At 70.3% G+C, this 22,384-nt stretch carries 17 protein-coding genes, 1 tRNA gene, 1 rRNA gene and 1 pseudogene; 11 read left to right on the top strand and 9 right to left on the bottom strand.

Annotated elements, in window-relative coordinates; all coding sequences use genetic code 11:
• Positions 1-242 (bottom strand): annotated as a pseudogene (locus MKK63_RS17915) (Holliday junction branch migration DNA helicase RuvB); the annotation flags it as partial.
• Between the two features lie 12 nt (positions 243-254).
• The gene (locus tag MKK63_RS17910) at positions 255-500 is read right to left on the bottom strand and encodes a DUF6894 family protein (RefSeq protein ID WP_243926065.1); all 246 of its coding nucleotides are present in this window, start codon (positions 498-500) and stop codon (positions 255-257) included.
• Between the two features lie 203 nt (positions 501-703).
• On the opposite strand from MKK63_RS17910, the gene MKK63_RS17905 reads away from it, so the two are divergent.
• From MKK63_RS17905 to MKK63_RS17885, 5 genes are all read left to right on the top strand, one after another.
• Positions 704-1,807, top strand: coding sequence for an SMP-30/gluconolactonase/LRE family protein (locus tag MKK63_RS17905; protein WP_244004141.1), 1,104 nt, complete (start codon positions 704-706; stop codon positions 1,805-1,807).
• An 18-nt stretch (positions 1,808-1,825) separates the two neighbouring features.
• On the top strand, positions 1,826-2,185 hold the full coding sequence (locus MKK63_RS17900; protein WP_244004139.1) for a hypothetical protein: 360 nt from the start codon (positions 1,826-1,828) through the stop codon (positions 2,183-2,185).
• A 210-nt stretch (positions 2,186-2,395) separates the two neighbouring features.
• Complete coding sequence (locus tag MKK63_RS17895; RefSeq protein WP_244004137.1) at positions 2,396-4,933, top strand: PAS domain S-box protein; 2,538 nt, start codon at positions 2,396-2,398, stop codon at positions 4,931-4,933.
• A gap of 624 nt (positions 4,934-5,557) precedes the next feature.
• Positions 5,558-6,118 carry a PAS domain-containing protein gene (locus MKK63_RS17890; RefSeq protein ID WP_244004134.1) on the top strand — a complete coding sequence of 187 codons (561 nt, stop codon included), beginning with the start codon at positions 5,558-5,560 and terminating at the stop codon, positions 6,116-6,118.
• Positions 6,099-9,575: a CheR family methyltransferase gene (locus MKK63_RS17885; protein ID WP_244004132.1), complete on the top strand. Its 3,477-nt coding sequence runs from the start codon at positions 6,099-6,101 to the stop codon at positions 9,573-9,575. Before MKK63_RS17890 ends, MKK63_RS17885 begins: the two co-directional genes overlap by 20 nt.
• A gap of 36 nt (positions 9,576-9,611) precedes the next feature.
• Here the strand turns inward: MKK63_RS17885 and MKK63_RS17880 are convergent, their stop codons facing one another.
• A complete protein-coding gene (locus tag MKK63_RS17880) occupies positions 9,612-10,184 on the bottom strand; it encodes a DNA-3-methyladenine glycosylase (protein WP_244004130.1) in 573 nt (190 codons plus the stop codon).
• A gap of 191 nt (positions 10,185-10,375) precedes the next feature.
• On the opposite strand from MKK63_RS17880, the gene MKK63_RS17875 reads away from it, so the two are divergent.
• Positions 10,376-12,103, top strand: a complete 1,728-nt coding sequence (locus tag MKK63_RS17875) for an adenylate/guanylate cyclase domain-containing protein (RefSeq protein WP_244004128.1) — start codon at positions 10,376-10,378, stop codon at positions 12,101-12,103.
• A gap of 12 nt (positions 12,104-12,115) precedes the next feature.
• Here the strand turns inward: MKK63_RS17875 and MKK63_RS17870 are convergent, their stop codons facing one another.
• Positions 12,116-13,351 (bottom strand): MFS transporter, encoded by a 1,236-nt coding sequence (locus MKK63_RS17870; protein WP_244004126.1) that lies wholly within the window; start codon positions 13,349-13,351, stop codon positions 12,116-12,118.
• 92 nt (positions 13,352-13,443) lie between these two features.
• Between MKK63_RS17870 and gcvA the strand changes: the two genes are divergently transcribed.
• Positions 13,444-14,331 carry a transcriptional regulator GcvA gene (gene gcvA / locus MKK63_RS17865; protein ID WP_244004124.1) on the top strand — a complete coding sequence of 296 codons (888 nt, stop codon included), beginning with the start codon at positions 13,444-13,446 and terminating at the stop codon, positions 14,329-14,331.
• Between the two features lie 588 nt (positions 14,332-14,919).
• Positions 14,920-17,064, top strand: coding sequence for a helicase-related protein (locus MKK63_RS17860; RefSeq protein WP_244004122.1), 2,145 nt, complete (start codon positions 14,920-14,922; stop codon positions 17,062-17,064).
• A 118-nt stretch (positions 17,065-17,182) separates the two neighbouring features.
• On the opposite strand, the gene MKK63_RS17855 is transcribed toward MKK63_RS17860, so the two are convergent.
• From MKK63_RS17855 to MKK63_RS17845, 3 genes are all read right to left on the bottom strand, one after another.
• Complete coding sequence (locus MKK63_RS17855; RefSeq protein ID WP_244004120.1) at positions 17,183-18,316, bottom strand: acyltransferase family protein; 1,134 nt, start codon at positions 18,314-18,316, stop codon at positions 17,183-17,185.
• Between the two features lie 190 nt (positions 18,317-18,506).
• Complete coding sequence (locus MKK63_RS17850; RefSeq protein WP_244004118.1) at positions 18,507-18,872, bottom strand: response regulator; 366 nt, start codon at positions 18,870-18,872, stop codon at positions 18,507-18,509.
• Positions 18,873-18,952: 80 nt separating this feature from the next.
• A complete protein-coding gene (locus tag MKK63_RS17845) occupies positions 18,953-19,444 on the bottom strand; it encodes a hypothetical protein (protein WP_244004115.1) in 492 nt (163 codons plus the stop codon).
• A 650-nt stretch (positions 19,445-20,094) separates the two neighbouring features.
• On the opposite strand from MKK63_RS17845, the gene MKK63_RS17840 reads away from it, so the two are divergent.
• The 3 genes from MKK63_RS17840 to MKK63_RS17830 all read left to right on the top strand — a co-directional run bounded on the left by MKK63_RS17840 (position 20,095) and on the right by MKK63_RS17830 (position 21,750).
• Entirely contained in the window at positions 20,095-20,352 is a 258-nt protein-coding gene (locus MKK63_RS17840) for a hypothetical protein (RefSeq protein WP_244004113.1), read from the top strand.
• Positions 20,353-20,470: 118 nt separating this feature from the next.
• Positions 20,471-21,241, top strand: coding sequence for a hypothetical protein (locus MKK63_RS17835; RefSeq protein ID WP_244004111.1), 771 nt, complete (start codon positions 20,471-20,473; stop codon positions 21,239-21,241).
• Positions 21,217-21,750 (top strand): hypothetical protein, encoded by a 534-nt coding sequence (locus MKK63_RS17830; protein WP_244004109.1) that lies wholly within the window; start codon positions 21,217-21,219, stop codon positions 21,748-21,750. The genes MKK63_RS17835 and MKK63_RS17830 overlap by 25 nt, the downstream gene beginning before the upstream one ends.
• 131 nt (positions 21,751-21,881) lie before the next feature.
• Here MKK63_RS17830 and MKK63_RS17825 read toward each other — a convergent pair.
• Positions 21,882-21,958, bottom strand: a tRNA-Met gene (locus MKK63_RS17825).
• A 108-nt stretch (positions 21,959-22,066) separates the two neighbouring features.
• Positions 22,067-22,182: ribosomal RNA gene (rrf, locus tag MKK63_RS17820) — 5S ribosomal RNA — on the bottom strand.
• Between the last annotated feature and the right edge of the window lie 202 nt (positions 22,183-22,384).

The following is a 22,384-nucleotide window of genomic DNA, read 5'->3' as shown; positions in this document are numbered from 1 at the left end:
ATCTGGGCGAGCGTCGTCTTGCCGAGCCCGGGCGGCCCGACGAACAGCACGTGGTCGAGCGCCTGCCCGGTCTTGCGGGCGGCCTCGATGAAGATCTGCATGTTGGCCCGGGCCGCGCGCTGGCCGATGAACTCGGACAGGATCAGCGGACGGATCGTCTGGTCGACGTCCCCCGGGCTCGCGCCGGGCTGCAGCAGACCCGGGCGCGTCGGGTTCGAGGCTGGCGGCCGGGCCGTCGTCATCCGCGAGACCATTCAGGCCGCCGCCTTCACCCGGTCGCGCGTGGCCTCGAAAGGCTGCACGAGGACGCGCCGCCCGGTCAGGTCGTGGACGGTGACACGCCATTCGGCCCAGTCGGTCCGGTTCGCCAGCGCGCGCCGCACGTCGGCCGCGACCTTCTGGGCCCGGGCGCCTAACCGGCCGGCGGCGCGAACCTCAGCGCCGCGGGCGTCGAACACGCATTCCAGGCCGTTGGTGCAGTGGAAACGGTAGCGTGCCATCCCGTGCTCCTCTTGGCCGTCCGATTCGGCCCACCCTCTACGTTCACTATATGTTCTTACACGCGCGATATCCAGCCTGGGCGAAGCGTCGCATCCGTTGCGATTTCCGGCGCGATCCAAGCCGTCCGCGACCGGGCACGGAACACGGACCGTCCTTCGCGCTTTCCGGCCAATACCCCTCGCCCAGCGATCCGGAACGCCGCATGACACGCTCCGCACTCCTCGCCCTCCTTCTCGTGGCCGGCTTGGCGACGCCCGGGCGGGCCGAAGAGGCACCGGCCGGCTCCGACGTCCTCAAGCCGATGATCCAGTCGGACAGTCTTGTGTTCAACGGTGTCACCCGCTCGGCGGACGGCCGGGTGTTCTCGCCGTTCCAGCGCCAGTCCAAGGACACGGGGATCGAGCTCGGCGAGTGGAAGGACGGCAAGGCCGTGGCCTATCCCGACGCGGGGTGGAACGCCTGGAAGAGCGGGGACGACCCGGCCAAGGCCTTCGTGGCGGTCAACGCCATCCGGATCGGCCCGGATGGCGACCTCTGGGTGGTCGACAAGGGCGCCCCCGGCATGGGCGAGGCACCGCTGCCGGGCGGCCCCAAGCTCGTGCAGATCGATCTCGCCACGAACGCCGTGCGGAAGGTCTACCCGCTGCAGGCAGCCACCAACGACCGGAGCTTCATCGACGATTTCCGCTTCAACGGCCGCAAGGTCTACCTGACGGATGCCGGCCAGCCCGGGCTGCTCGTCCTCGACCTCGACACCGGGGCCCTGCGGCGGGTGCTCGACGGGCATTGGTCGACGATCGCGCAGCGACCGCTCACCGGCCAGGGCCGGGTGCTGCGGGACGACAAGGGCAAGCTGTTGTTCATCCACGCCGACCAGCTGGAGGTCTCGCCGGACGGCAAGACTTTCTACTACCAAGCCTGCACCGGCCCGCTCTACAGCATCGAGACCCAGTATCTCGACGACGCCTCCGTGAGCGACGACGAGCGGGCCAAGCACGTCAAGCTCCATGCCGCCACCGTGGCGACGGGCGGCACGGCGATCGACGCATCCGGCACCATCTACGCGAGCGACACGGACGGCCTGCGCATCCTCAAGATCGCACCGGACGGCACGATGGGCACACTCGTGCAGGATCCCCGGCTGGTCTGGGTCGACGCGATGTGGATCGACGAGCAGGGCGGCCTCTGGATCCCGGCCGCGCAGATGAACCGCACGCCGGCGATGAACGGCGGCGAGACCTCGGCGGTGAAGTTCCCGACGACCATCTACCGGATGCAGATCGACGCCAAGCCGGTGCGCAACTGAGCCAGGGATCGGACGATCATGTCAGGGCTGCGAACCATTCGGCTGGCGCGTCTCGTCATGGCGGCCGGCCTCCTCCTCGGGGCGGTGTCGACGGGGCGGGCCGCAGGCCCCCTCGCGATTCAGGAGACTCGCCTTCATACGCCGCCTGACTCGCACGAGCCGCAGCGGGCGCTGATCGACCTGCGCAATGCCGGGCCGGATCCGGTCGCGCAGGTGACGATCCTCTGCACCTTCACGGGCGCCGGTGGGGCGGTTCTCGACACGCAGACGGTCTCGGTGCCGGAGATCTTCGGCCACGCCGCCGTGCAGGCCGAAGCGATCTACTACGGCTATCCCAGGGCGAGCGGCGCGGCCTGCCGGCTCACCGAGCCGCATTGACGCCTCGTCCGGGCTCGCACCGCGCCCCCCATGCGGGCGGGGGCGGACCGCCCGCGGAGAGGTGGCGCCCAAGATCGGTTTCCGGCAGAAGGCGCCCACGCAACGTCCGTCTTGTCGCAGGCTGATCCCTGTGCCCGCCACCCGATTCGCCCGCACCCAGACTGGCCGCGCTCCGTGTGCACGCGCCTCGGCGCGGCGGGGCGCTTGACCATGGATGCGCCCGGGCCTGACGACCTTCTGCGGCGCGCCTATGCGCTGGAGGCGGAGGCGGCCGCGCTGCGCGCGCGGGCGGCCGGATCCGCAGCCGTGGAGGACCGCCGGACGGCGGGCGCGCAGCGCCCATGGGCAGCCCTCGACGGCGCGACGCACATCGCCCTCATCGCCACCGACCCGACGGGGCGCGTCACGGACTGGAATGCCGGCGCACAGGCCATCCTCGGTTGGACCACGGACGCGATGCAGGGCCGGCCGATCGCGAAGCTGTTCACCCCCGAGGACCGGGCGGAGGGCCGCCCGGAGCAGGCGCTGCGCACCGCGCTGGACCAGGGCCGCGCCGAGGAGGTGGGCTGGCGCCTGCGCGCCGACGGCGAGCGCCGCTGGGTCTCCGGCGAGACGATGGCCGTGCGCGACGCGGCCGGCGGCCCGCCCGGCTTCGTCACGATCCTGCGCGACCGCACGGATCTGCGCGCGGCCGAGCAGGCCCTGCGCGCAAGCGAGGAGCGCTACCGGACCCTGTTCGAGGCCATCGACGACGGCTTCTGCGTCATCACCTTCCTCGACGGGCCGCACGGCCCACTGAGCGACTACGTCCACGTCGAAGCCAATCCGGGCTACGAGCGGCATACCGGCATCGCCGGCATCGTCGGGCGGACGTTGCGCGGCCTCGTGCCGCCCGACGACGCGGAGGCTTGGCTCGAACTCTACGGCGGCGTGCTGCGCACCGGAACGCCGATCCGGTTCGAGCGCTATTTCGCGCTCGTGGACCGCACCATCGAGGTCTCGGCGGTTCGGATCGAGCCGCCGAGCCGGCGCCAGGTCTCGGTGCTGTTCCGAGACATCACGGCGCGCCGGAAGGCGGAGGATGCGTTGCGCGCCAGCGAGGCCTCGGCCCGCGCGAACAGCGAGCGCGTCCAGCTCGCCCTGGCAGCGGGCGCGATCATCGGCACGTGGCTGTGGGACCTGCCGAGCGACCGGTTCACCGTGGACGAGGCGTTTGCGCGGAGTTTCGGCCTCGATCCGGCCCTGGGGCGCGAGGGCCTGAGCCTGGCCCAGGTGGTGGCGACCGTCCATCCCGACGACAGGGCGGGGCTCGCCGCGGCGATCGAGGCCGCGATCGCCCGCGGCGGGGCCTACGCGCACCAGTATCGGGTCCGCCGCGCCGACGGGCGCTACTACTGGCTGGAGGCGAACGGCCGCGTCGACCACGGGCCCGATGGCACGCCGCTCAGCTTTCCGGGGGTCCTGATCGACGTGGACGAGCGCCGGGCCGTCGAAGCGGAGCGGGACCGGGCCGCTGCGGCCTTGCGCAGCCTCAACGAGACGCTGGAGCAGCGCGTCGCCGAACGGACCGCCGAGCTGATGCGGGCCGAGGAAGCCCTGCGGCAATCGCAGAAGATGGAGGCGGTCGGTCAACTGACCGGCGGGCTCGCCCACGACTTCAACAACATGCTGGCCGGGGTCGTCGGCTCCCTGGAGCTGATGCAGACCCGGATGCTGCAGGGCCGGGTCGCGGATCTCGACCGCTATATCGGCGCGGCCCAGGGGGCGGCCCGGCGCGCCGCCGCCCTGACCCACCGCCTGCTCGCCTTCTCGCGCCGCCAGACCCTCGATCCGAAGCCCACCGACGTGAACCGTCTCGTCGAGGGCATGATGGAGCTGGTGCGCCGCACGGTCGGCCCCGCGGTGGCGATCGAGTCGATCGGGGCCGGCGGCCTGTGGCCGACGCTGGTCGATCCGAGTCAGCTCGAGAACGCGCTCCTCAACCTGTGCCTCAACGCCCGGGACGCCCTGCCCGATGGCGGCCGCATCGTCATCGAGACGGCGAACCGCTGGCTCGACCACAGGGCCGCGCAGGCGCGCGATTTGGAGCCGGGGCAGTACGTGACCCTCTGCATCTCGGACAACGGCACCGGCATGACGGCGGACGTCGCCGCCAAGGCGTTCGACCCGTTCTTCACGACAAAGCCCATCGGCGAAGGCACCGGCCTCGGCCTGTCGATGATCTACGGCTTCGCCAAGCAGTCGGGCGGGCAGGTCCGGATCTACTCGGAGTTCGGCCAGGGCACGATGGTCTGCCTGTACCTGCCCCGCCATCTCGGCGAGGCGGAGGGGGACACGACCCTGCCCGATCTCGCCCACGCGCCGCGTGCCGAGCAGGGCGAGACCGTCTTGGTGGTGGACGACGAGCCCACCGTGCGGATGCTGGTGACCGAGGTGCTGGAGGATCTCGGCTACGCGGCGATCGAGGCGGCCGATGGGGCTTCCGGCCTGAAGGTGCTCGAATCGGACGTGCGCATCGACATGCTGATCACCGATGTCGGGCTGCCCGGCGGCATGAACGGCCGACAGATGGCCGAGGCCGGGCGCCGGCACCGGCCGGACCTCAAGGTCTTGTTCATCACCGGCTACGCCGAGAACGCCGCCCTCAACCACGGCCATCTCGGCCCCGGCATGCGGGTGATGACAAAACCCTTCGCGCTGGAGGCGCTCGCCACCCGGATCCGGGGGATCATTGCGGGCGAGGGCTGAGGCGGGCGGCAGAGCGCGACGGGCCCCCTCTCCCGGGCGGGAGAGGGTTGGGGCGCGGGACGAGAACTCACCGGATTGGGCGCGCCATCGACGCGCCGGACGGGCGCGCTTCGCTTGGATAGGCCTGATCCCTCACCCTATTCCTCGCCCGCATGGGCTTGCGGATTCACACATCCGGTCTGGCACCACCGGTTCAGGGTCGTGCTCGGGTCCCCTCTCCCGAGCGGGAGAGGGGGCCTGTCGCGCTCGGAATTCCGCTCGTCACTTCGCGCAACTGGGAACAGGGACGCGAGAGCCTGGAACCGGCCGCCGCGACGCTCCTGCGCATCGTCTCGTTCGATTCGGATTCTGCTCTGACTGCACTGGCGACAACGGCCTTCGAACCGGCAGCTTCCGCTGCGAGCTCTCCGCCCACCGATGCTGCCACACCCGATGCGATCGGACGTCAGCCGGTCACGATCTAGGCACCAGCGCTACGCTGGACCCGCGCGTTCTGCCAGAACGCCGCTCTGGCCTCCGACAGGGAACCAGACAGCGTGGCCGTTCTTAAGGTGGCGGGCCGGCCAGTGGGACGGGCCGGACCGGCCGCGACGGGCCGAACGGTGAGGCGACAGAGGATCTGCCGTGGATACGCAGAACGTTCCGGCCGAACTGAAGAGCTATTTCGACAGATCCCACATCGCCCTCGCTCTGGCCGCCGTCACCACCGACAACCCGCTGCTGCTGGTGAATGCGCCTTTCCACCAGCTGACCGGGTATGACGCGACGGACGTCGTCGGCCGCAATTGCCGCGTCCTGCAGAGGGATGCGGAGAACCGGGAGGCCCGCGCCAAGATTCGCGCCTTCCTCGAAGACGATCGGATCAATGCCGTGCGGACGACGATCGTGAATTTCCGCAAGGATGGGCGGCCGTTCGTCAATCTGCTGTACATGTCGAAATTGAAGGCGCTTTCGGGCGAGGTGCGCTTTCTTTTCGCATCCCAATTCGACATCAGCCGCTCGCAACCGGAGTTGCTTTCTGCGTACGATATCGAACTGAGCCGGACCTTGTCCCGGTTGAGGCCGACGCTTGCGGAGAGCGGCATCGTCATCGAGGGGTCCCTGATGACGATCGCCAACACCGTCGCCACCGTCGCGCAGGCGAAGCTCACCCTCGCGGATCTCGATGCACCAGGATTTCCTTGACGAGCCCGGGGCGGGAGCCCCGGAAGTCCTGGGTGGCGCCGGTCAGGTCGTGGCCGCGCCCTTCACCGGGCCGGTGGTGGGGATCGGGGCCTCGGCGGGCGGGCTCGAAGCCCTGCGCGAGATGCTGGCCCGCGCCCGGACGCCGACGGGCATGGCCTTCGTTATCGTCCAGCATCTCGATCCCAACCACGAGAGCATGCTGGCCCAGCTGCTGGATCGGCATACCGGGCTGGAGGTGCTCCAGTGCGAGGGCGGCGAGCGGATCACCGGCGACAAGGTCTACATCATCCCGCCGGGCCGGGGCCTGGTCATCCAGAACGGCGTCCTCGAACTCACGCAGTTCGTGCAGCCGCGGGGCTTACGCCGGCCGATCGACGACTTCTTCCTGTCGCTCGCCGTCGATCAGCAGGCCAACGCAGCCTGCGTGATCCTGTCGGGCACCGGCGCCGACGGGACCACCGGCCTGCGCGCCATCAAGGAGCATGGCGGCGTCTGCGTGGTGCAGCAGCCGGACACCGCCCGCTACGACGGTATGCCGGTCTCGGCGGTCGGCACCGGCCTCGTCGACTTCGTGCAGCCGCCGGGCGAGATCGTGGATTGCCTCTCGGCCTTCTTCCGCCGCCGCGGCACCGATGCGGGCGATGCGGAATCGGGCGCGGTGGCCGATTATCTCGACGACTTGTGCCGGGTGCTCCGCGCCGCCGTGGGCCATGATTTTGCCGGCTACAAGCGCACCACCCTCGGGCGCCGGGTCGAGCGGCGCATGCACGTGCTGGGCTCCGAATCCGGCCGGGCCTATCTCGCCCGCGTCCGCGCCGACAAGGGCGAGTGCGAGGCTCTGTTCCGCGACCTCCTGATCAACGTCACCCGCTTCTTCCGCGACGCCGAGCTGTTCGAGACCTTGCGGGAGCGGGTGGTCGAGCCGCTGCTGCGCAACCGCGATCCGGACGAGGACATCCGGGTCTGGATCCCGGGCTGCTCCAGCGGCGAGGAGGCCTACAGCATGGCCATGCTGTTCGCCGAGGCTGCCCGCAGCCTCGACCTGCCGCTGGCCGTGCAGATCTTCGCCACCGACATCGACGAGCGCATGCTCCAGATCGCCCGGGAGGCGAGCTATCCGGCCGCGGCTCTGGCCGACATCCCGGCCCCGATGCGCGAGCGCTACATCGTCCCGCATGCCGAACGCTTCACCATCGCGGCCGAGATCCGCGACCTGATCCGCTTCTCCAGCCACAGCCTGGTCAAGGATCCGCCCTTCTCCCGGATCGACCTGCTCTCCTGCCGCAACCTGCTGATCTATTTCGACGAGCGCCTCCAGCAATCGGTGGTGCCGCTGTTCCACTACGCGGTGCGGCCGGGCGGCTACCTGTTCCTCGGCCCCTCCGAGAGCGTGAGCCGGTTCGAGCACCTGTTCCCCGTCCTCGACCAGCACGCGCGCCTGTTCGAGCGGCCGCCGGGCTCGCCGCAATACCCGATCGATCTGCCCGGCAGCGCCCGGCGCGGCGAAATCCGGCGCGGCGGGTGCGAGGAGCGCCGGGGCGAACCGTCGATCGCCGACGAGTCGGCGGCGGTGCGGCGCGTGATCGAGCGCTACGCACCGCCCAGCATGGTGCTGAACGAGGATGGCGGCATCATCAGTGCCTACGGGCCCTTGAGCCGCTACTTCGACTTCCCGGTGACGCGCACCGGCGGCACCAGCGCGATCACGCTGGCGCGGCCGGGCCTGCGCGACGTGATCGGCCCCCTGCTCCGGCGGACCCGGGACGCACGCAAGCGCGTGGCGGTCCGGAACGTGGAGGTGCGCTCGGAATACGGCCTGCAGCAGGTCGAATTGATCTGCGATCCGCTGCCGGACGGCTCGATGCTGCTGGTCCTGCGCGACACCAGCGCCTTTGAGCCGTCGAGCGAACTCGACCTGCTCGACCTGGACGCGGGCGGCGACCATGTCGAGGCGCTGGAAGAGGAATTGCTGCGCACGCGCTACACGCTGCGCTCGACCGTCGAGGAATTGGAGACGACGAACGAGGAGCTGAAGAGCTCCAACGAAGAAATGATGTCGATGAACGAGGAGCTCCAGTCGACGAACGAGGAGCTGTCCACGGTCAACGACGAGTTGAAGATCAAGGTCGAGCAGCTCACCATCGCCAACGCCGACCTGCGCAACTTCTTCGAATCGACCGACCTCGCCGTCATCGTGCTGGACCGGGCGCTGCGGGTGCGCAGCTTCACGGCGGCGGCCACCGCGATCTTCCCGCTTCAGCCCGGCGACCGGGGCCGGCCGCTGGCCGATGTCGCGGGCCGGCTCGCCGGCCAGGACTATCTGCACGACGCGCAGGCGGTCTGTACCGGCGGCTCGGCCATCCAGCGGCGCCTCACCACCCGGGACGGCGACCGGACGCTGTCCTTACGCGTCCTGCCCTATCGCCTGCAGAACGGCAGCATCGACGGCGCCACCCTGGTGCTGACCGACATCACCGAGGCCCTGTCGCTGGAGCGCCAGCTCGCGGCGGAGCGCGAGCGGCTGGAACTGGCCGTCAAGGCGGGTGGGATCGGCGTCTGGGAATACTGCCCCGACGCCGGGACCATCGTGGTCGACAGCACCGCCGGCACGATCTTCGGCCTCGCCCCCGACACGCCGCACCCGGTCCCGGCCCTGGTCGCCAGCGTGGTGCCGGAGGACCGGGTCGGCCTGGAGGCGGCGCTGGCCGAGGCCGCCCACGGGCTCGACGAGTTCGAAGCGCGCCTGCGCGTGCGGGCGATCGACCACGCCCCCCGGCACATCCGGAGCTACGGGCGTCCGACCCGGAGCGGCGACCGGAAGCGGATCGTCGGCGTCTGCATCGACGTCTCGCCGGAATACGCGCTCGCCGAGACCCGCGACCTGATGCTGCGTGAGATGAACCACCGCGTGAAGAACCTGTTCGCGATCATCGGCGGCATGATCTCGGCGGGCTCGCGCACGCACCGCGAGATCGGAATCTTCGCCTCCGACATGCGCGACCGCATCTCGGCGCTGGGCCGGGCCCATTCGCTCGCCGACCCCACCGACGGCCAGGGCCTGAGCGACCTCGCGGGCCTGATCGGCGCGACCCTGCGCCCGTACCGCGACCATGTCCCGACGGTGATCGAGGGACCGCTCGTGGCGATCAACTGGCGGCACGTGTCGTCCCTGGCGATGATCCTGCACGAATGGGCGACCAACTCCGTGAAGTACGGAGCGCTCGGAGCCGAGGACGGGTCCCTGTCGGTGACCTGGGACCGGGGGCCGGACGGGCTGATCCTGGATTGGTGCGAGCGGATGGCCCGGGTGGCCGAGCCGCGGCCGGGCCGGGGCTTCGGCTCGCTGCTGGTCGAGATGTCCCTGCGCCAGCTCGAAGCGACCGTGGAGCGCAGCCACGACGCCTCCGAGTACCGGATCGTGCTGCGCCTGCCGGACTCGGCGCTCACGGCGGGGTGAGACCGTCCGCCCAACCCATCTCCGGGTCGGAGCGTCTCACGCGGTCCCGCTGGCCGGGCCGCGCCTGCGCACCGGCCGGCTGACGAACCGGGAGCCCGCGAGCAGGAAGCGCCAGGGCGTCTCGGCGCCGCGGGTGATCCCGATCCGCCGGTCGCTCACCACGTCGGCCGGCTCGGTGCGGGGCGTGAACCGGAAGGGCGCCCGCCCGACCGGCCAGCCGTCCTGGGCGCCGGTGACGCCGAGGGCCTGACAGAGGCGGCCGGGCCCGGCGCAGAGCAGCCGCGCCTCGTCCAGACCCCGCCGGGCCTGCATGACGGGCAGGCCCTCGGTCGGCGCCAGCGCCCGGATCAGCACCGCGCTTCCGGGCTCGCACACGAGGTTCAGGCACCAGTGCATCCCGTAGGAGCGGTAGACGTAGACCGTCCCGGGGGCCCCGAACATGCTGGCGTTGCGCCGGGTGGGGCCGTTGAAGCTGTGGGAGGCGGGGTCGGTCCGGTCATAGGCCTCCGTCTCGACGATGACGCCGCCCGCCCCATCGACGAACAGGCCGGCGCCGATCAGGTCCGTCGCCACCGCGGCGGCCGGTCGGGCGAAGTCGAAGTCCAGCATCGGATCCCGGGGTTCGGCTAAAGGTTCGGGGTGCCGCGTCGACGGAGGTACCCCGCGGCAGGCCGCCGGGTCGACCCGCCACGCAGCGCGGCGAACACGCAAGCGACGAAATAGATCGGGCGCGATACACGTCTTGCTGGTACGAGGGTCACGGAAATGCGAGCCGCCGGCCGATCCCCTCGGACCCCAGCATGACGCGCACAGCCGCGATCGCGACGCTGCAACCCGCCGGAGAGCCCACCGGCACCCGGCCGTCCGTCGCCGCGCCGCGGCGGTCGCCCCTGACCCTGCGCCGCCTCCGCCTAGCGAGCGGTCTGGTGCTGTTTGCTTACGTGCTGACCCACCTGATCAACCACACGCTCGGCAACGTCTCCCTGGCCGCTATGGAGGACGGCCTCGACGTCGTCACGGCCCTCTGGCTCAACCCGCTGGGGCTCGCGCTCCTGTACGGCGCGCTCTCGCTCCACATCCTGCTCGGGCTCCAGGCCCTCTACGCGAGCCGCTTCTTCCGCCTGCGGGCTGGCGAGATCCTGCAACTGGGCTCCGGCCTCCTGATCCCGCCGCTGCTCGTCAGCCACATCGCCGGGACCCGGATCGCCTTCGCCACCGAGAGGCTCGACAAGGGCTACGCGCAGGAACTCTACGCCTTCTGGGTCGCGGCCCCGATGCTCGGCGCGATGCAGGCGGCCATGCTGGTCGTCGCCTGGGTCCATGGCTGCGCGGGCCTGTATTACTGGCTGCGGCTGAAGCCCGGCTTCGGGCGCGCGGCGCCGGCGCTGCTGGCACTGGCGGTGCTGGTACCGGTCGTGGCGCTGCTCGGCTTTGCGCAGGGCGGCCGGGCGATCCGCGCCCTGGCCCAGGATCCCGCGTGGCGGGCAGTGGCGCTCCAGCCCATCCATGTCGGCCTGCCCGATCAGGTGGCACGGCTCGCCGACATCCGGGACCGGATGCTCCTCATCTACGCCGGCCTCGTGGCGGCCGTCATCGTGGCGCGCGGGGTGCGGACGCTCGCGGAGATCAAGCGCGGGACGGTCCGGCTCAGCTATCCCGACGGGCGGATGATCCGCGTGCCCCGGGGCACCAGCGTGCTGGAGGCGAGCCGGCGCAACCGGATCCCGCATGCCAGCGTCTGCGGCGGCCGCGGCCGGTGCTCGACCTGCCGGATCCGGGTAACGGATGGCAGCGACGGCACGCCGCCGCCCGGCCGGGCCGAGGGGGCGGTGCTGGCGCGCATCGCCGCCGGGCCGGGGGTGCGCCTCGCCTGCCAGTTCCGGCCCGAGACCGACCTCGCGGTGGTGCCGCTGTTGCCGCCGCAGCCGCGGATACGCCCGACCGACCTGCTCGACCGGGCGGAATCCGGCGAGGAACGCTTCATCGTGGCGATGTTCGTGGACCTGCGCGGCTCCACCCGGCTCGCCGAGGAGCGGCTGCCTTACGACACGGTGTTCATCATCAACCGCTTCCTCGGCGCGGTGGGCGAGGCCGTGCGGGCCGCGGGTGGCTCGACCAACCAGTTCCTGGGCGACGGGCTGCTGGCCCTGTTCGGCCTGGAGGGCGAGCCCGAGCAGGCCGCCCGGGACGCCCTGCGGTCGGTGGACCTCATCGGCGAGTCCGTCGCCGCCCTGAACCACCTGCTGGCGGAGGATCTGGAGCACATCCTGCGCTACGGTATCGGCGTGCATGCCGGCCCGGCGATCGTCGGTGAGATGGGCGATGCCACCGACGCCCGCTTCACCGCGCTCGGCGACACCGTCAACGTCGCCGCGCGCCTTCAGGGACTGACCAAGCGCCTCGGCTGCGTGGCCGTGGTGTCGGAGGCGGTCTACCGGGCGGCTCGCGTCGCACCGGAGGCGGTCCGGGACATCGCGGTGGACGGACGGTCCGATTCCGTGCGGGTCAGCGTGATCGGGAGCCTCTGAACGAGGCCGGCGTCAGGCCGGGCGCCGCGCGGATCCATCCCTGAGGGCGGGCGCCAGCGCCAGCATGAGCGGCACCGCGGCGAGCGCCGTCGCGGCCGCAGCCGCCGCCGCCCAGTGCGGGCCGGCCGCGTCGCCGAGCCGCCCGTAGAGCAGCGGCGCCGCCAGCGCGCTGCCGCCGAGGGTCCACGTGTAGAACACCGCGAAGGCCCGCTCGACCTGGCCGTCCGGCGCCAGCTCCGGAACCGTGCCGTAGAGCACCGAGGAGGTGCCGTTCAGCATCACGCCGAGCAACGGCAGCAGGAGCAGTGCGGGCGCCAGCGGCAGCGCGATCACCGCCAGGATCATCCCGGCGGTCCCGGATTCGGTGAGGATCACGGTGCGGGTCACGCCGAGGCGCTCGCCGATCCGGCCGCAGACGGCCTTGCCCAGGGCGCCGCCGATGAAGACGAGGGACAGCGCGAGGCCGACCGTGGTCAGCGCCGCGCCCTTCTCCTGCATCAGGAACGGCAGGTAGATCAGGAAGGCCGGCCGGGCGGCGTTGTCGAGCATGCCGATCGCGACGAGGAGCCGGAACCCGGCCCGGCCCGCCGACACACCATCGGCGCGCGCCGGTTTCCGCGCGGCCGGGCCCGGATCGGCCTTGTGTGAGTCAGGATCACGCGGCAGCAGGCGGCCGACGGCGAGCGCCACCGCGAGGCCGACGCCCGCCACCACCCAGAGGGCGTGGCGCCAGCCCGTCAGCGTCAGCAGGAAGCCGACCAGCGGCGGAACCGCCGCCTTCCCGAGATCGCCGGTGAAGTTGTAGGTGCCCAGCGGGCCCCGGGCTCCGGGTCCGTAGGCCCGGGCGATCACCGCCGAGGCCAGGGGATGTTGGGTGCTGCTGCCCGCGCCGCCGAGGAGCAGGCCGACCCCGAGCCCGATCAGGCCGCCCGAGGCACCCGCGACGGCATAGCCCAGGGCGCTGAGCAGGGTGCCGAGCGCCAGGACAGTCCGGGCGCCGAGCGATTGGGCCAAGCGGCTCGCCGGCATCTGCAGCGCCGCCAGGGCACCGTTATAGAGCGAGCGCAGCAGCGCGAGGGCGACGTAGTCGAGGCCGAACTCGGCCTGCCAGACCGGCAGCAGCACGTAGATCAGGTCGGTATAACCGTCGTGCAGGGCGTGGTTCAGCCCCGTGACCGCGAGGATGCGCCGCGTCTCCTGGGGAGCTGTGGGCTCGGACGACACGGTCAGGTTCGATGCGAGGGCCATCCTGTCACCTTCTGGCTGCCGTCACAGGATGGCCGCCTGGTTCAAGGCTGACAAACGACTTATGCTGACCCGCGCGTGAGGAAACCTGACCCGTGCATCGCCGGCTGCCCCCCCTGAACGCCGTGAAAGCTTTTGAAGCCGCAGCGCGCCACGCAAGCTTCACCCGGGCGGCGGACGAGTTGCACGTCACCCACGGGGCGGTGAGCCGGCAGGTGCAGACGCTGGAAGACTGGCTGGGCGTGCCCCTGTTCGAGCGCCACAACCGCCGGGTCGTGCTCACCGAGGCCGGAGCCGCCTACGCGGCCGAGATCGGCGCCGCCCTCGACCGCATCGCCCTGGCGACCGCCCGTCAGGCGGAGCGGGGGCGCCCGCACCTGCTCCACGTCAACGCGCTGGCAACCTTCACCCTGCGCTGGCTGATCCCGCGCCTGTCCGGCTTCCAGCGGGTCAACCCGTCGATCGAGCTGCGGCTGACCACCTCCAACGTGCCCCTGGCGCGCCTGACCGAGCCGTTCGACGTGGCGATCCGGGGCGGACCGGAGACCCGCCCGGGCCACGTGGCGGAGCCGTTCCTGTCCGAGCGGCGCATCCCGGTCTGCAGCCCGGCTCTGCTGCGGCGCCTGCCCCTGGACGAACCCGCGCAGCTCCGGCAGCACACCCTGCTGCACGCCGCGACGCTGCCGCGGGTCTGGCCCGACTGGCTGCGGGCGGCCGGCGTACAGGACCTGACGCCTCAGGCCTCGGTGACGCTGGAGCATTTCTACCTGACGCTCCAGGCCGCCCTCGACGGGCTGGGGATCGCCATGGGGCCCGAGCGCCTGATCGCCGACGACGTGGCGGCAGGGCGCCTCGTCCTGCCCTTCACGGGGCCCGCACTGCCGGCGCGGAGCTACTACACCTACGTCTCGGAGACGCGCACGGAGGATCCGGCGATCCGCGCCTTCTGCGGCTGGCTGGCCGAGACGGCGCGGCTTCCGTGAGGAGGGCGTCATCGCTACGGGCTGCACAGGTTTGAGGGAGGCACCGGCGCACGAGGGGCCTCCCCCGCGTGCGGGCTACGATGTTCACAGATCCCGGGTGGACGCCGGTGTCGATGCCCGAGCGCAACGGGCCCCCCTCTCCCGTGCGGGAGAGGGTTGGGGTGAGGGACGAGAAGGTTCAGGATCGAGCGCGCCATCGCGGCACGTACCGGTCGCGCCCCATCCGGACAGTTCTCATCCCTCACCCTGTCCCTCTGCCGCGCGGGAGAGGGGACCTACGCTCGACCCTGAACCGAGGTGGCCGGCCCCAAAGTGGGAACCCGCAAGCTCACACGGGAGAGGCGACCCGCCCCCTTCCGAGCAGGCGCACACCCGCCCAGACCGCAATGCCGTATCGCCCGCAGCCGTCATCGCGGGCGCAGCCGAGCGACCCATGGCGGTGGGCCACTCATCGCCCGGCCTCGCGAAGACTGAATCCAAGCGTCACGTTTGAAGTGGCGCGCGGCGTCGGCGCGACGCATGGTCGGGATCGGAACGCGCCCGATCCCGTCCGGGTTGGCGTGAGACGCTTCTGCCGAAGGTGACCGCATGGCGCGCAGGCGTCCCCGTCCGACGATCGAGAGCCTGATCGAGTCCCTGGGGAGGCTCGGCCTGTCGCCGGAGGCGGTCGATCTCGACCGGCTGCTCGCCCATCTCGAACTGCCCGAGTACGGCGCGGAGGTGGAGGACGAGCGCGTCGCCCAGGCGTTGCGCGCGATGCGGGCGGCCCGGGCCTTCGCGGAGACCGGCGTTCCGGCGATCCGGAAGGCGATCCCGACCCTGCGGGCCGTGGTGACCAAGGACCACCGGATCACGTGGCTGGTCCGGACCGAGATCCCGCTCCTCGACAACGGTCGGCTGGACCTGCGGCTCGACATCGCCCCGGACCCGGAGGCCGCCGCGATCCTCGCCCGCATGGCGGCCTGCAACGACCCCACCCTCGGCCTGGAGCCCTTGCGCGAGGCCCTCGCGCGCACTGCGCTCGACGCCACCCGCAGCCTGCACAAGCCGGTCGACCGGCTGCGGGCGCAGCTCCTCGTGGATCTCCGCGAGGTCGGGGCGGATGCCGCCGCCTACATCGCCCACATGGATCGCTCCCTACGGTCCCGGGTGTTCACCTACGGCGCGAAACTCCCGCGTTCCCTCAACGACACGCTCACCCCCGTGCGCCGGCACGCCAAGGCGGTAGCGCGTGAAGGCTCGCGCCTGCGCCGCCTGCGCGATCAGGTCGGGTTCGGCGCCTATATCGAACGCTTCACGGCCGCCCGGCGCCTCAACCGGAAAATCCTGTTCCACATGGGGCCGACCAATTCCGGCAAGACCTACGCGGCCCTGCAGCACCTGACGGAGGCCGAGACCGGCGCCTATCTCGCGCCGCTGCGCCTCCTGGCGCTGGAGAACTACGAGGCCCTGCGCGAGCGCGGCCTGCGCGCCGGCATGATCACCGGCGAGGAGGTGCTGGGCGAGGCGAACCCGACCCACACCGCCCGCACCATCGAGACCGCCGACCTGACCCGGCCCATCGACGTGGCGGTGATCGACGAGATCCAGATGCTGTCGGATCCCGACCGCGGCTGGGCCTGGACCAACGCGCTGTTCGGCGTCGCGGCCCGCACCGTGATCGTCTGCGGCTCGGACGACGCCCTGTCGTATGTCCGCCGGGCCGCGGAGGCCGCCAACGAGTCCCTGGAGGTGATCCCCTTCACCCGCAAGTCGCCGCTCCTGCTCATCGAGGAGCCGGTGCCCCTGGAGAAGGTCGAGCCGGGCGACGCGGTCGTGGCCTTCTCCCGTCGGGCGGTCCATGAGAACCGCGAGATCCTTGTGGCGCGCGGCCACCGGGTGGCGACGATCTACGGTGCCCTGTCGCCGGAGGTCCGCAGGGCCGAAGCCGCGCGCTTCCGCTCCGGCGAGGCCAACGTGCTGGTGACCACCGACGCGATCGGCATGGGGCTCAATCTCGGGCCGCTCAAGCGGATCGTGTTCTCGACGGTGCGCAAGTGGGACGGGACCGCCGAGCGGGCGCTGACCCATTCCGAGATCCGGCAGATCGCCGGCCGGGCCGGCCGCTACGGGCATCAGGATGTCGGCTACGTGGCGGCGACCGATCCCTATGCCGCCGAGCCGATCCGCACCGCCCTCTCGGGCGCCCCGACGGCACCGGCGGCCGACACGCGCTTCTTCGTCCGCCCGGATCTCGGGGCGATCCGCTCGGTCGCCGAGGAGATGCGCACCCACAGCCTGTACGAGGTGCTGACCCATTTCGCCCGGGCGACCTTCTACGCGGGCTCGCCGTTCCAGCCCTCGGCGCTTGAGGAGGTGCTCGACGTCGCCCGGACGGTCGACCGGGCCCGGCTGCCGATCGAGGAAAAGTTCGCCTTCTCGGTCTGCCCGATCGACCGGCGCGACGAGATCGCCATGGGCTTGCTGGAGCGCTGGTGCCAGGCGCGGGCCGCGGGCCTCACGGTCCCGGCGCTGCGCGGGAACCTCGCGGGCGCGCTCGACTATCAGGAGCGGACGGTGAAGCTCGCGAGCGCCTATCTCTGGCTATCGCGACGCTTCCCCGAGACCTTCGACGACGTGGAGGCGATCCGCCACATGCGCGGCCGCGCCAACGAATCCATCGAGCAGCACCTGCGCGAGACCGCGACCCGCAAGGCTGAGCGGCGCACGCGCCGCAGCGCCGGGGGGCGGTGACGGGCGGGCCTTGACGGTCCTGTTTCAAAAGGTCCGGGACCTTTTGCGGGTGCAGGGCAGCGCCCTGCTGTCACGCTATTCCCTGTCGTCGGGCTTCAACGCGACGCGCGCCAGGGCTTCACCCTGGCAACCGACCGAAGGGCAAGCCCTTTGGAATCCCGGGATGCGAGCGATCCGCGATCAGGCGCCGGCCCAGCCGGATGCAGGGCCGCTCGACGAAGCGATGGACCTGGGCCGCGATGGCCAGCGCGACCAGCATCGCGGCAGCGATCAGCGCGTGGCCGGGAACGACGAGACCCGTGGACCGGGCGGCGGCGATCACCACCTCCTGGGCGACCGGGCCGAACAGGTAGAGGCCGTAGCTTACCGCGCCGAGCCACGCGAAGAGCGGCGCCTCGATCCGGCAGCGCGTGGTCATCAGGGCGAAGAGCAGGAGCGCGACCCAGTAGGTGGCGGTGTAGCGGTACCACGTCTCGCCAAATCCGAGGTCACGCCCGTAGGCGAGCACCGAGATGACGGGGATCGCCAGTGCGATCAGGGCGAGGATTCCGAGGGCGGCCCGGCGGGCCGCCGGCTGCCCTTCCCGCGGCCCCTCCCCTTGCCCATCGACATGCCAGCGGCGCCAGAGCGTCCCCCAGAACATGATCGCCAGGGCCAGCGGCAGCGCCACCGGCAGGGCCTTGCCGAGATGATAGCGTGCCACCGCCATCAGGACGGCCGCCGCCAGCATCACCATCGCCGCGCCCGCGAGGCCCCCCGTCCGCTGGAGCAGGCCGGCGCAGAACAGGAGCACGCAGAGCCCGTAGAAGATCAGCTCGATCTGCAAGGTCCAGTACAGGCCGATGATGTTCTCGATGCCGGCGAATTGCTGGAGCATCGTCAGGTTGGCCAGCCCGGTTGAGACCGGGAGATCCCGGCCCAAAGCTAGGTAGAAGGCGCAGATGCCCATGGGGATCGACAGCCAATAGGCCGGATACAGGCGGAAGAACCGGCCGATCGCGAAATCCCAGATGGGGGTTCGGCTGCGGGCGTCGAGCGAGTAGGGCACGACGAAACCCGAGACGGCGAAGAACATCACCACCGCGACCTTGCCGAGATCGACGGACTGGGTGAGCGCCTGGAACAAGGCCCGCTCGAGCCCGCCCCCCGCCTGTCCGGTCTTCACGAGATGGTCCGCGAAATGGAAATAGATCACCGCCAGGGCGGCAACGCCGCGGATCGTGTCGACATAGCCGAGCCGGGCGCCCCGCATCGCTCCACCTGTGAAAATGCAAGATCACGGTGCGCATTCGCCAGCGCACCACTGCGGAAACAGTAGAGCCATTCCCTGTCGGCTTCACATCCAAATCGATCGCGAATCCCAAAACTGTCCGGACAGGGTTAAGGCGGGTGCACGGCGGGAGACCGCAATCCGCTGAAACGCGAGAGGGCCCGGACCGCAATCAGGCCGGCCAGACCTCCGCGAGGGTCCGGCGCAGATCGGCCGGCATGAAGGGCTTGACCAAGCAGGCGTTGACGCCGGCCCGCCGCACGGCCGTGAAGGCGTGGGCGTGCTCCTTCGTGGTCATCATCACGAACAGCGTCTCGCGCAGGCGCCGATCTTCCCGCACATGGCGGAGCAGCTCGAAGCCGGTCATCGGGAACATGTGCAGGTCCGAGATGACGAGGCCGTAGGCATGCGCGCTCAGCATCGCCAGCGCCGCGGTACCGTCAGGGGCCTCGCGCACGTCGCGAACGCCGATCTGTTCGAGGACGGCACGGACCACCGAGCGGATCAGGGGCACGTCGTCGACCACGAGGACAGGCATCCGGCGCGGATCCGGCACCGGCTTGCCGCCCGGCTTCGGCTGAGGCTGCGGCGCGGGTGATGAAGATGCGGTTGGCGCGCTCATGCCGCGACCTGCGCGTTCGGGTCCGGGAATTCCGACAGGATCGCCGCCTGTACGCGCGCGGCCAACGCCCCGGCTTGGTTCGCCCGTGCGTCGGCCGCTCGCGCGCCGGCTTCGGCAGCATCGGCCCGCGCCGCGGCGGCGGCGATCCGAGCGTCCACACGGTGGCCAACCACGTCGGCCAAGGATTCGGCTCGTTGGGCTTGCCGCTCTGCAGCGACGACCGCGTCGCGGGCACGCCGCAACGCCTGTCTGCAGGAGCGATCCTGGTCCTGGGCATGCACCTCGATTTGGCGCAGACGGCGTGCGGCCGCGCGCACCAGATCGACCAGCCCACTCCAATCGGGCAGCGCGGGCGCCCGGACGTCCAGGCACGGGACAGGGCGCAGGCGCCTGTCGGATCGCCCGTCGAACAGGGCGACACGACCCGAGCCGATCCTGTCGGCGGGCCGGGGACACGGACCCTCAAGAACGTTCTGGACTTCGCTCACGACACACTTCTCACGGCCGCATGTAGTGATATGAGAAGAGTTTATTGGTAAATAGATCGTTTAACCATAGTTCACTATGCGCTGAGCCGCTCGGCAACACCTGATTTTGACGACCCAAGCGGCAACGATCGTGCTCTGCACGGGCAGCGCCTGCGGATCGCCGCCGGTTGGCGGGAACCAGGTCCGAGCGCGCTCAGAGCAGGCATGACGCGAAGCCTTTGCTCCGAACCGCCATCGTGCGCCGAACCGACATCCGCATCGGCGGGGAGCATGCCTGCCGCAGCCCATCGCGGCCTCCGGATTTCGCCGCGATTGAACGGGTCGAGACGCGAAGGGTGGTGGCGCGCCATCGCCTCCAGAACTGTCAATCTTAATAGAGATGCGCAGTATCTACTTAACTTCGCATCGCCTATCACGGTTAATACGCAAAAACATGATTAACACTGCGATAAACATGTGAATCGGATCCGAATAAATCAAACACTGCTTGCATTCGTCGCCGCAACGGCCGCCTCATGGAATTATCAGTATGGGTGGGTGCAAAGATGAAGTACGTAAGTATAGCCTGCTTTGCAGTGGTCGCGGTTAATCTGTGCAGTCCCGCCTGGGCCGGCCGCGGGAACGCCCTCGCGGGCGGCTGGGACAGCACGTTGACGAACGGGAAGCAGAACGCCGCTCCGGCAGCGGCGCCGGCCACCACGGGGACGGCCGCCTCGACATCCCTCTTCAGCGCCGGGATCTTCGCAGGATCGTCCTTCAGTTTGAGTTCCGTGGGTGGCGGGTCCGGCGGCAATACCGGGGGTGCTCCCTCGCCGGAGGTCAATGCCGCCCTCAGTCTGATCCTCGTCGGCGGTACCGTGGCCTTCCTGCGCCGCCGGCGATTCCGCAATGCCAAGCCGCAGGCCTGACGGTTTGGCCATGATCGAGCGCGCGCGGTGCGGCATCGGCATGCGGCCGGGCACGGGCCCTGCGGGACTCGCCGACCGGGCTGCCGCCTGGGCCGTGCTGATCTTCTCCGCGGGCACCATGCTGTCGGCGATCGTGCAGCGCCACCTGTTCGAAAAGGCGCAGACCGCACAGCATCTCGTCGAGTTCAATGCCGGCGAAGCGTTCGCGCTGGCCGCGCTTCTGTCCCAGCTCCTTGCCATCCCGGATGGCAGGATGGCACTGGCGCGCTCCGATCGCGCGATCCTGGTGGTGGCGGCGCTCGCTTGGTTCATCCCCGAGCAGCATGGGGTTTACCTGGCGATGACGCTTGCCGGCGGCTGGATTCTGCTCACCAGGCGGGCGGATCGACACTGGGCCGGCATCGGGCAGATCTGGCTCGCCCTCTCCATCTATGCGTTCTGGGGCAAGCTCGTCTTCAAGATCCTCTATCAGAGCATCGAGGGCGCGGAGATCGGCCTGATCTATCGAATTGGCCGTCTGGTCTACGACGGAATCGGGACGGAAGGAGCAAGCCTCAGCGTCCGTGGTGATTGGGCGATCGTCGTCCTTGAAGGATGCTCGTCCTTTCACAACCTGTCGCTGGCGGTATTGATCTGGCTCTCAATCCTGAAGATCGCCGATCAGCCCGTCAGCCGCCCGGCGCTGGGGGCGCTCGCAACGAGCTTCGGCCTCGTGGTGGCGATCAACGTCGCACGCATCCTGGCGATGCTCCCATCCCGCGAGGCCTACCATGTCTGGCATGACGGCCAGGGGGCGTCCCTGGTGGCGCTGGCTTCCGTGGTGGCGATGATCGGTCCCGCGCTGTTCTGGATCGAGGAGCGCAGATGCGTGCCGAGTCGCCGAGCCTGATTCCGTCAGCGCGGGGTTGCCTCGTCCTGTTGAGCCTCCTCCTGGGAGCATCGCTCGCGGTCCGCGCCTATGCGCACGCACAAGCGGCTGATTCCGGTGGGATCGCGGCCCCGGGGGCGAGCGTCCCCTCGGTCGATCTCGGCGCGGGCGCCTCGTTGCCACGCGCAAGCGCCGGACGTCACCATGTCGTGGCGGGTTCGTGCGCGCGCGCGGCCCTCGTCACCTTCGTCTGGGTCGGTCCCTACGGATCGGATCCCTCGCTGGTCGACACGCCGGATCCCGAAGATCGGGTGTCCTACATCTATCGTGGCTGGAACCTCGGACACCGATTCGCGACCGTCAGCCTCAACGCGATCTATTTCATCCGCTTGGCCCAGGCCCGGCTCAGCACCGGGCGAAACCCGGCGGCCGATGATATCGCCGTCAAGATCGTCGTGCCGGCCGGATGCGATGCCACGCCGGACACTGTGCTGGTGGCCTTCCGGAAACAGGTAAGCTCGACGGACTGAGCCTGGCGACGGCCCGACTGTCAGCCGTGACCGACCTTGGCCGGCCCGCGCACGGCATTTCGCCGCCGCTGATCAAAACAAACAAAGCCCCCGTTCTGGTGAACGGGGGCTTTGCTGGTCGTGTGGTGAGTTGGTTGCGGGGACAGGATTTGAACCTGTGACCTTCAGGTTATGAGCCTGACGAGCTACCGGGCTGCTCCACCCCGCGCCAAGTGTGTGCGGCTGGTCCGGGGCGCCGGCTCTGTGTGAGCGTCGGCGCCGGCTCCGGGGCCGGATCGGTGTCGTGGTGAGGGCATGTTTGGATTGCGATGGGCGGGTCTGGCGGCGACCGACTCTCCCGTGTCTTGAGACACAGTACCATGGGCGCTGGCGTGTTTAACGGCCGAGTTCGAGATGGGATCGGGTTCTTGGCACGCCGATCAAGCCAACAGACCGGCGAATCGCAATTCGTTTCGGACTGGGCCGCGCGGGTGCTGCGACGGCGTGTGTCCGGGTCGGCAAGCATGCAGCGTCGTCGCTGCGGGTCTTCTTACAACCGTGTCGTGTGATCGTCACCCGCTTTGCAGCGGCTGCCGGTCACACACGGACACGGATCACGAGAGCGATCAAGCCAATCGGGCGATTAGTACCGGTC

The organism is Methylobacterium sp. J-088 (assembly GCF_022829295.1).
In the GTDB taxonomy this organism is placed as follows: domain Bacteria; phylum Pseudomonadota; class Alphaproteobacteria; order Rhizobiales; family Beijerinckiaceae; genus Methylobacterium.
The sequence above is the reverse complement of the archived record's forward strand: the minus strand, read 5'-3'. Positions and strand labels throughout refer to the sequence as shown.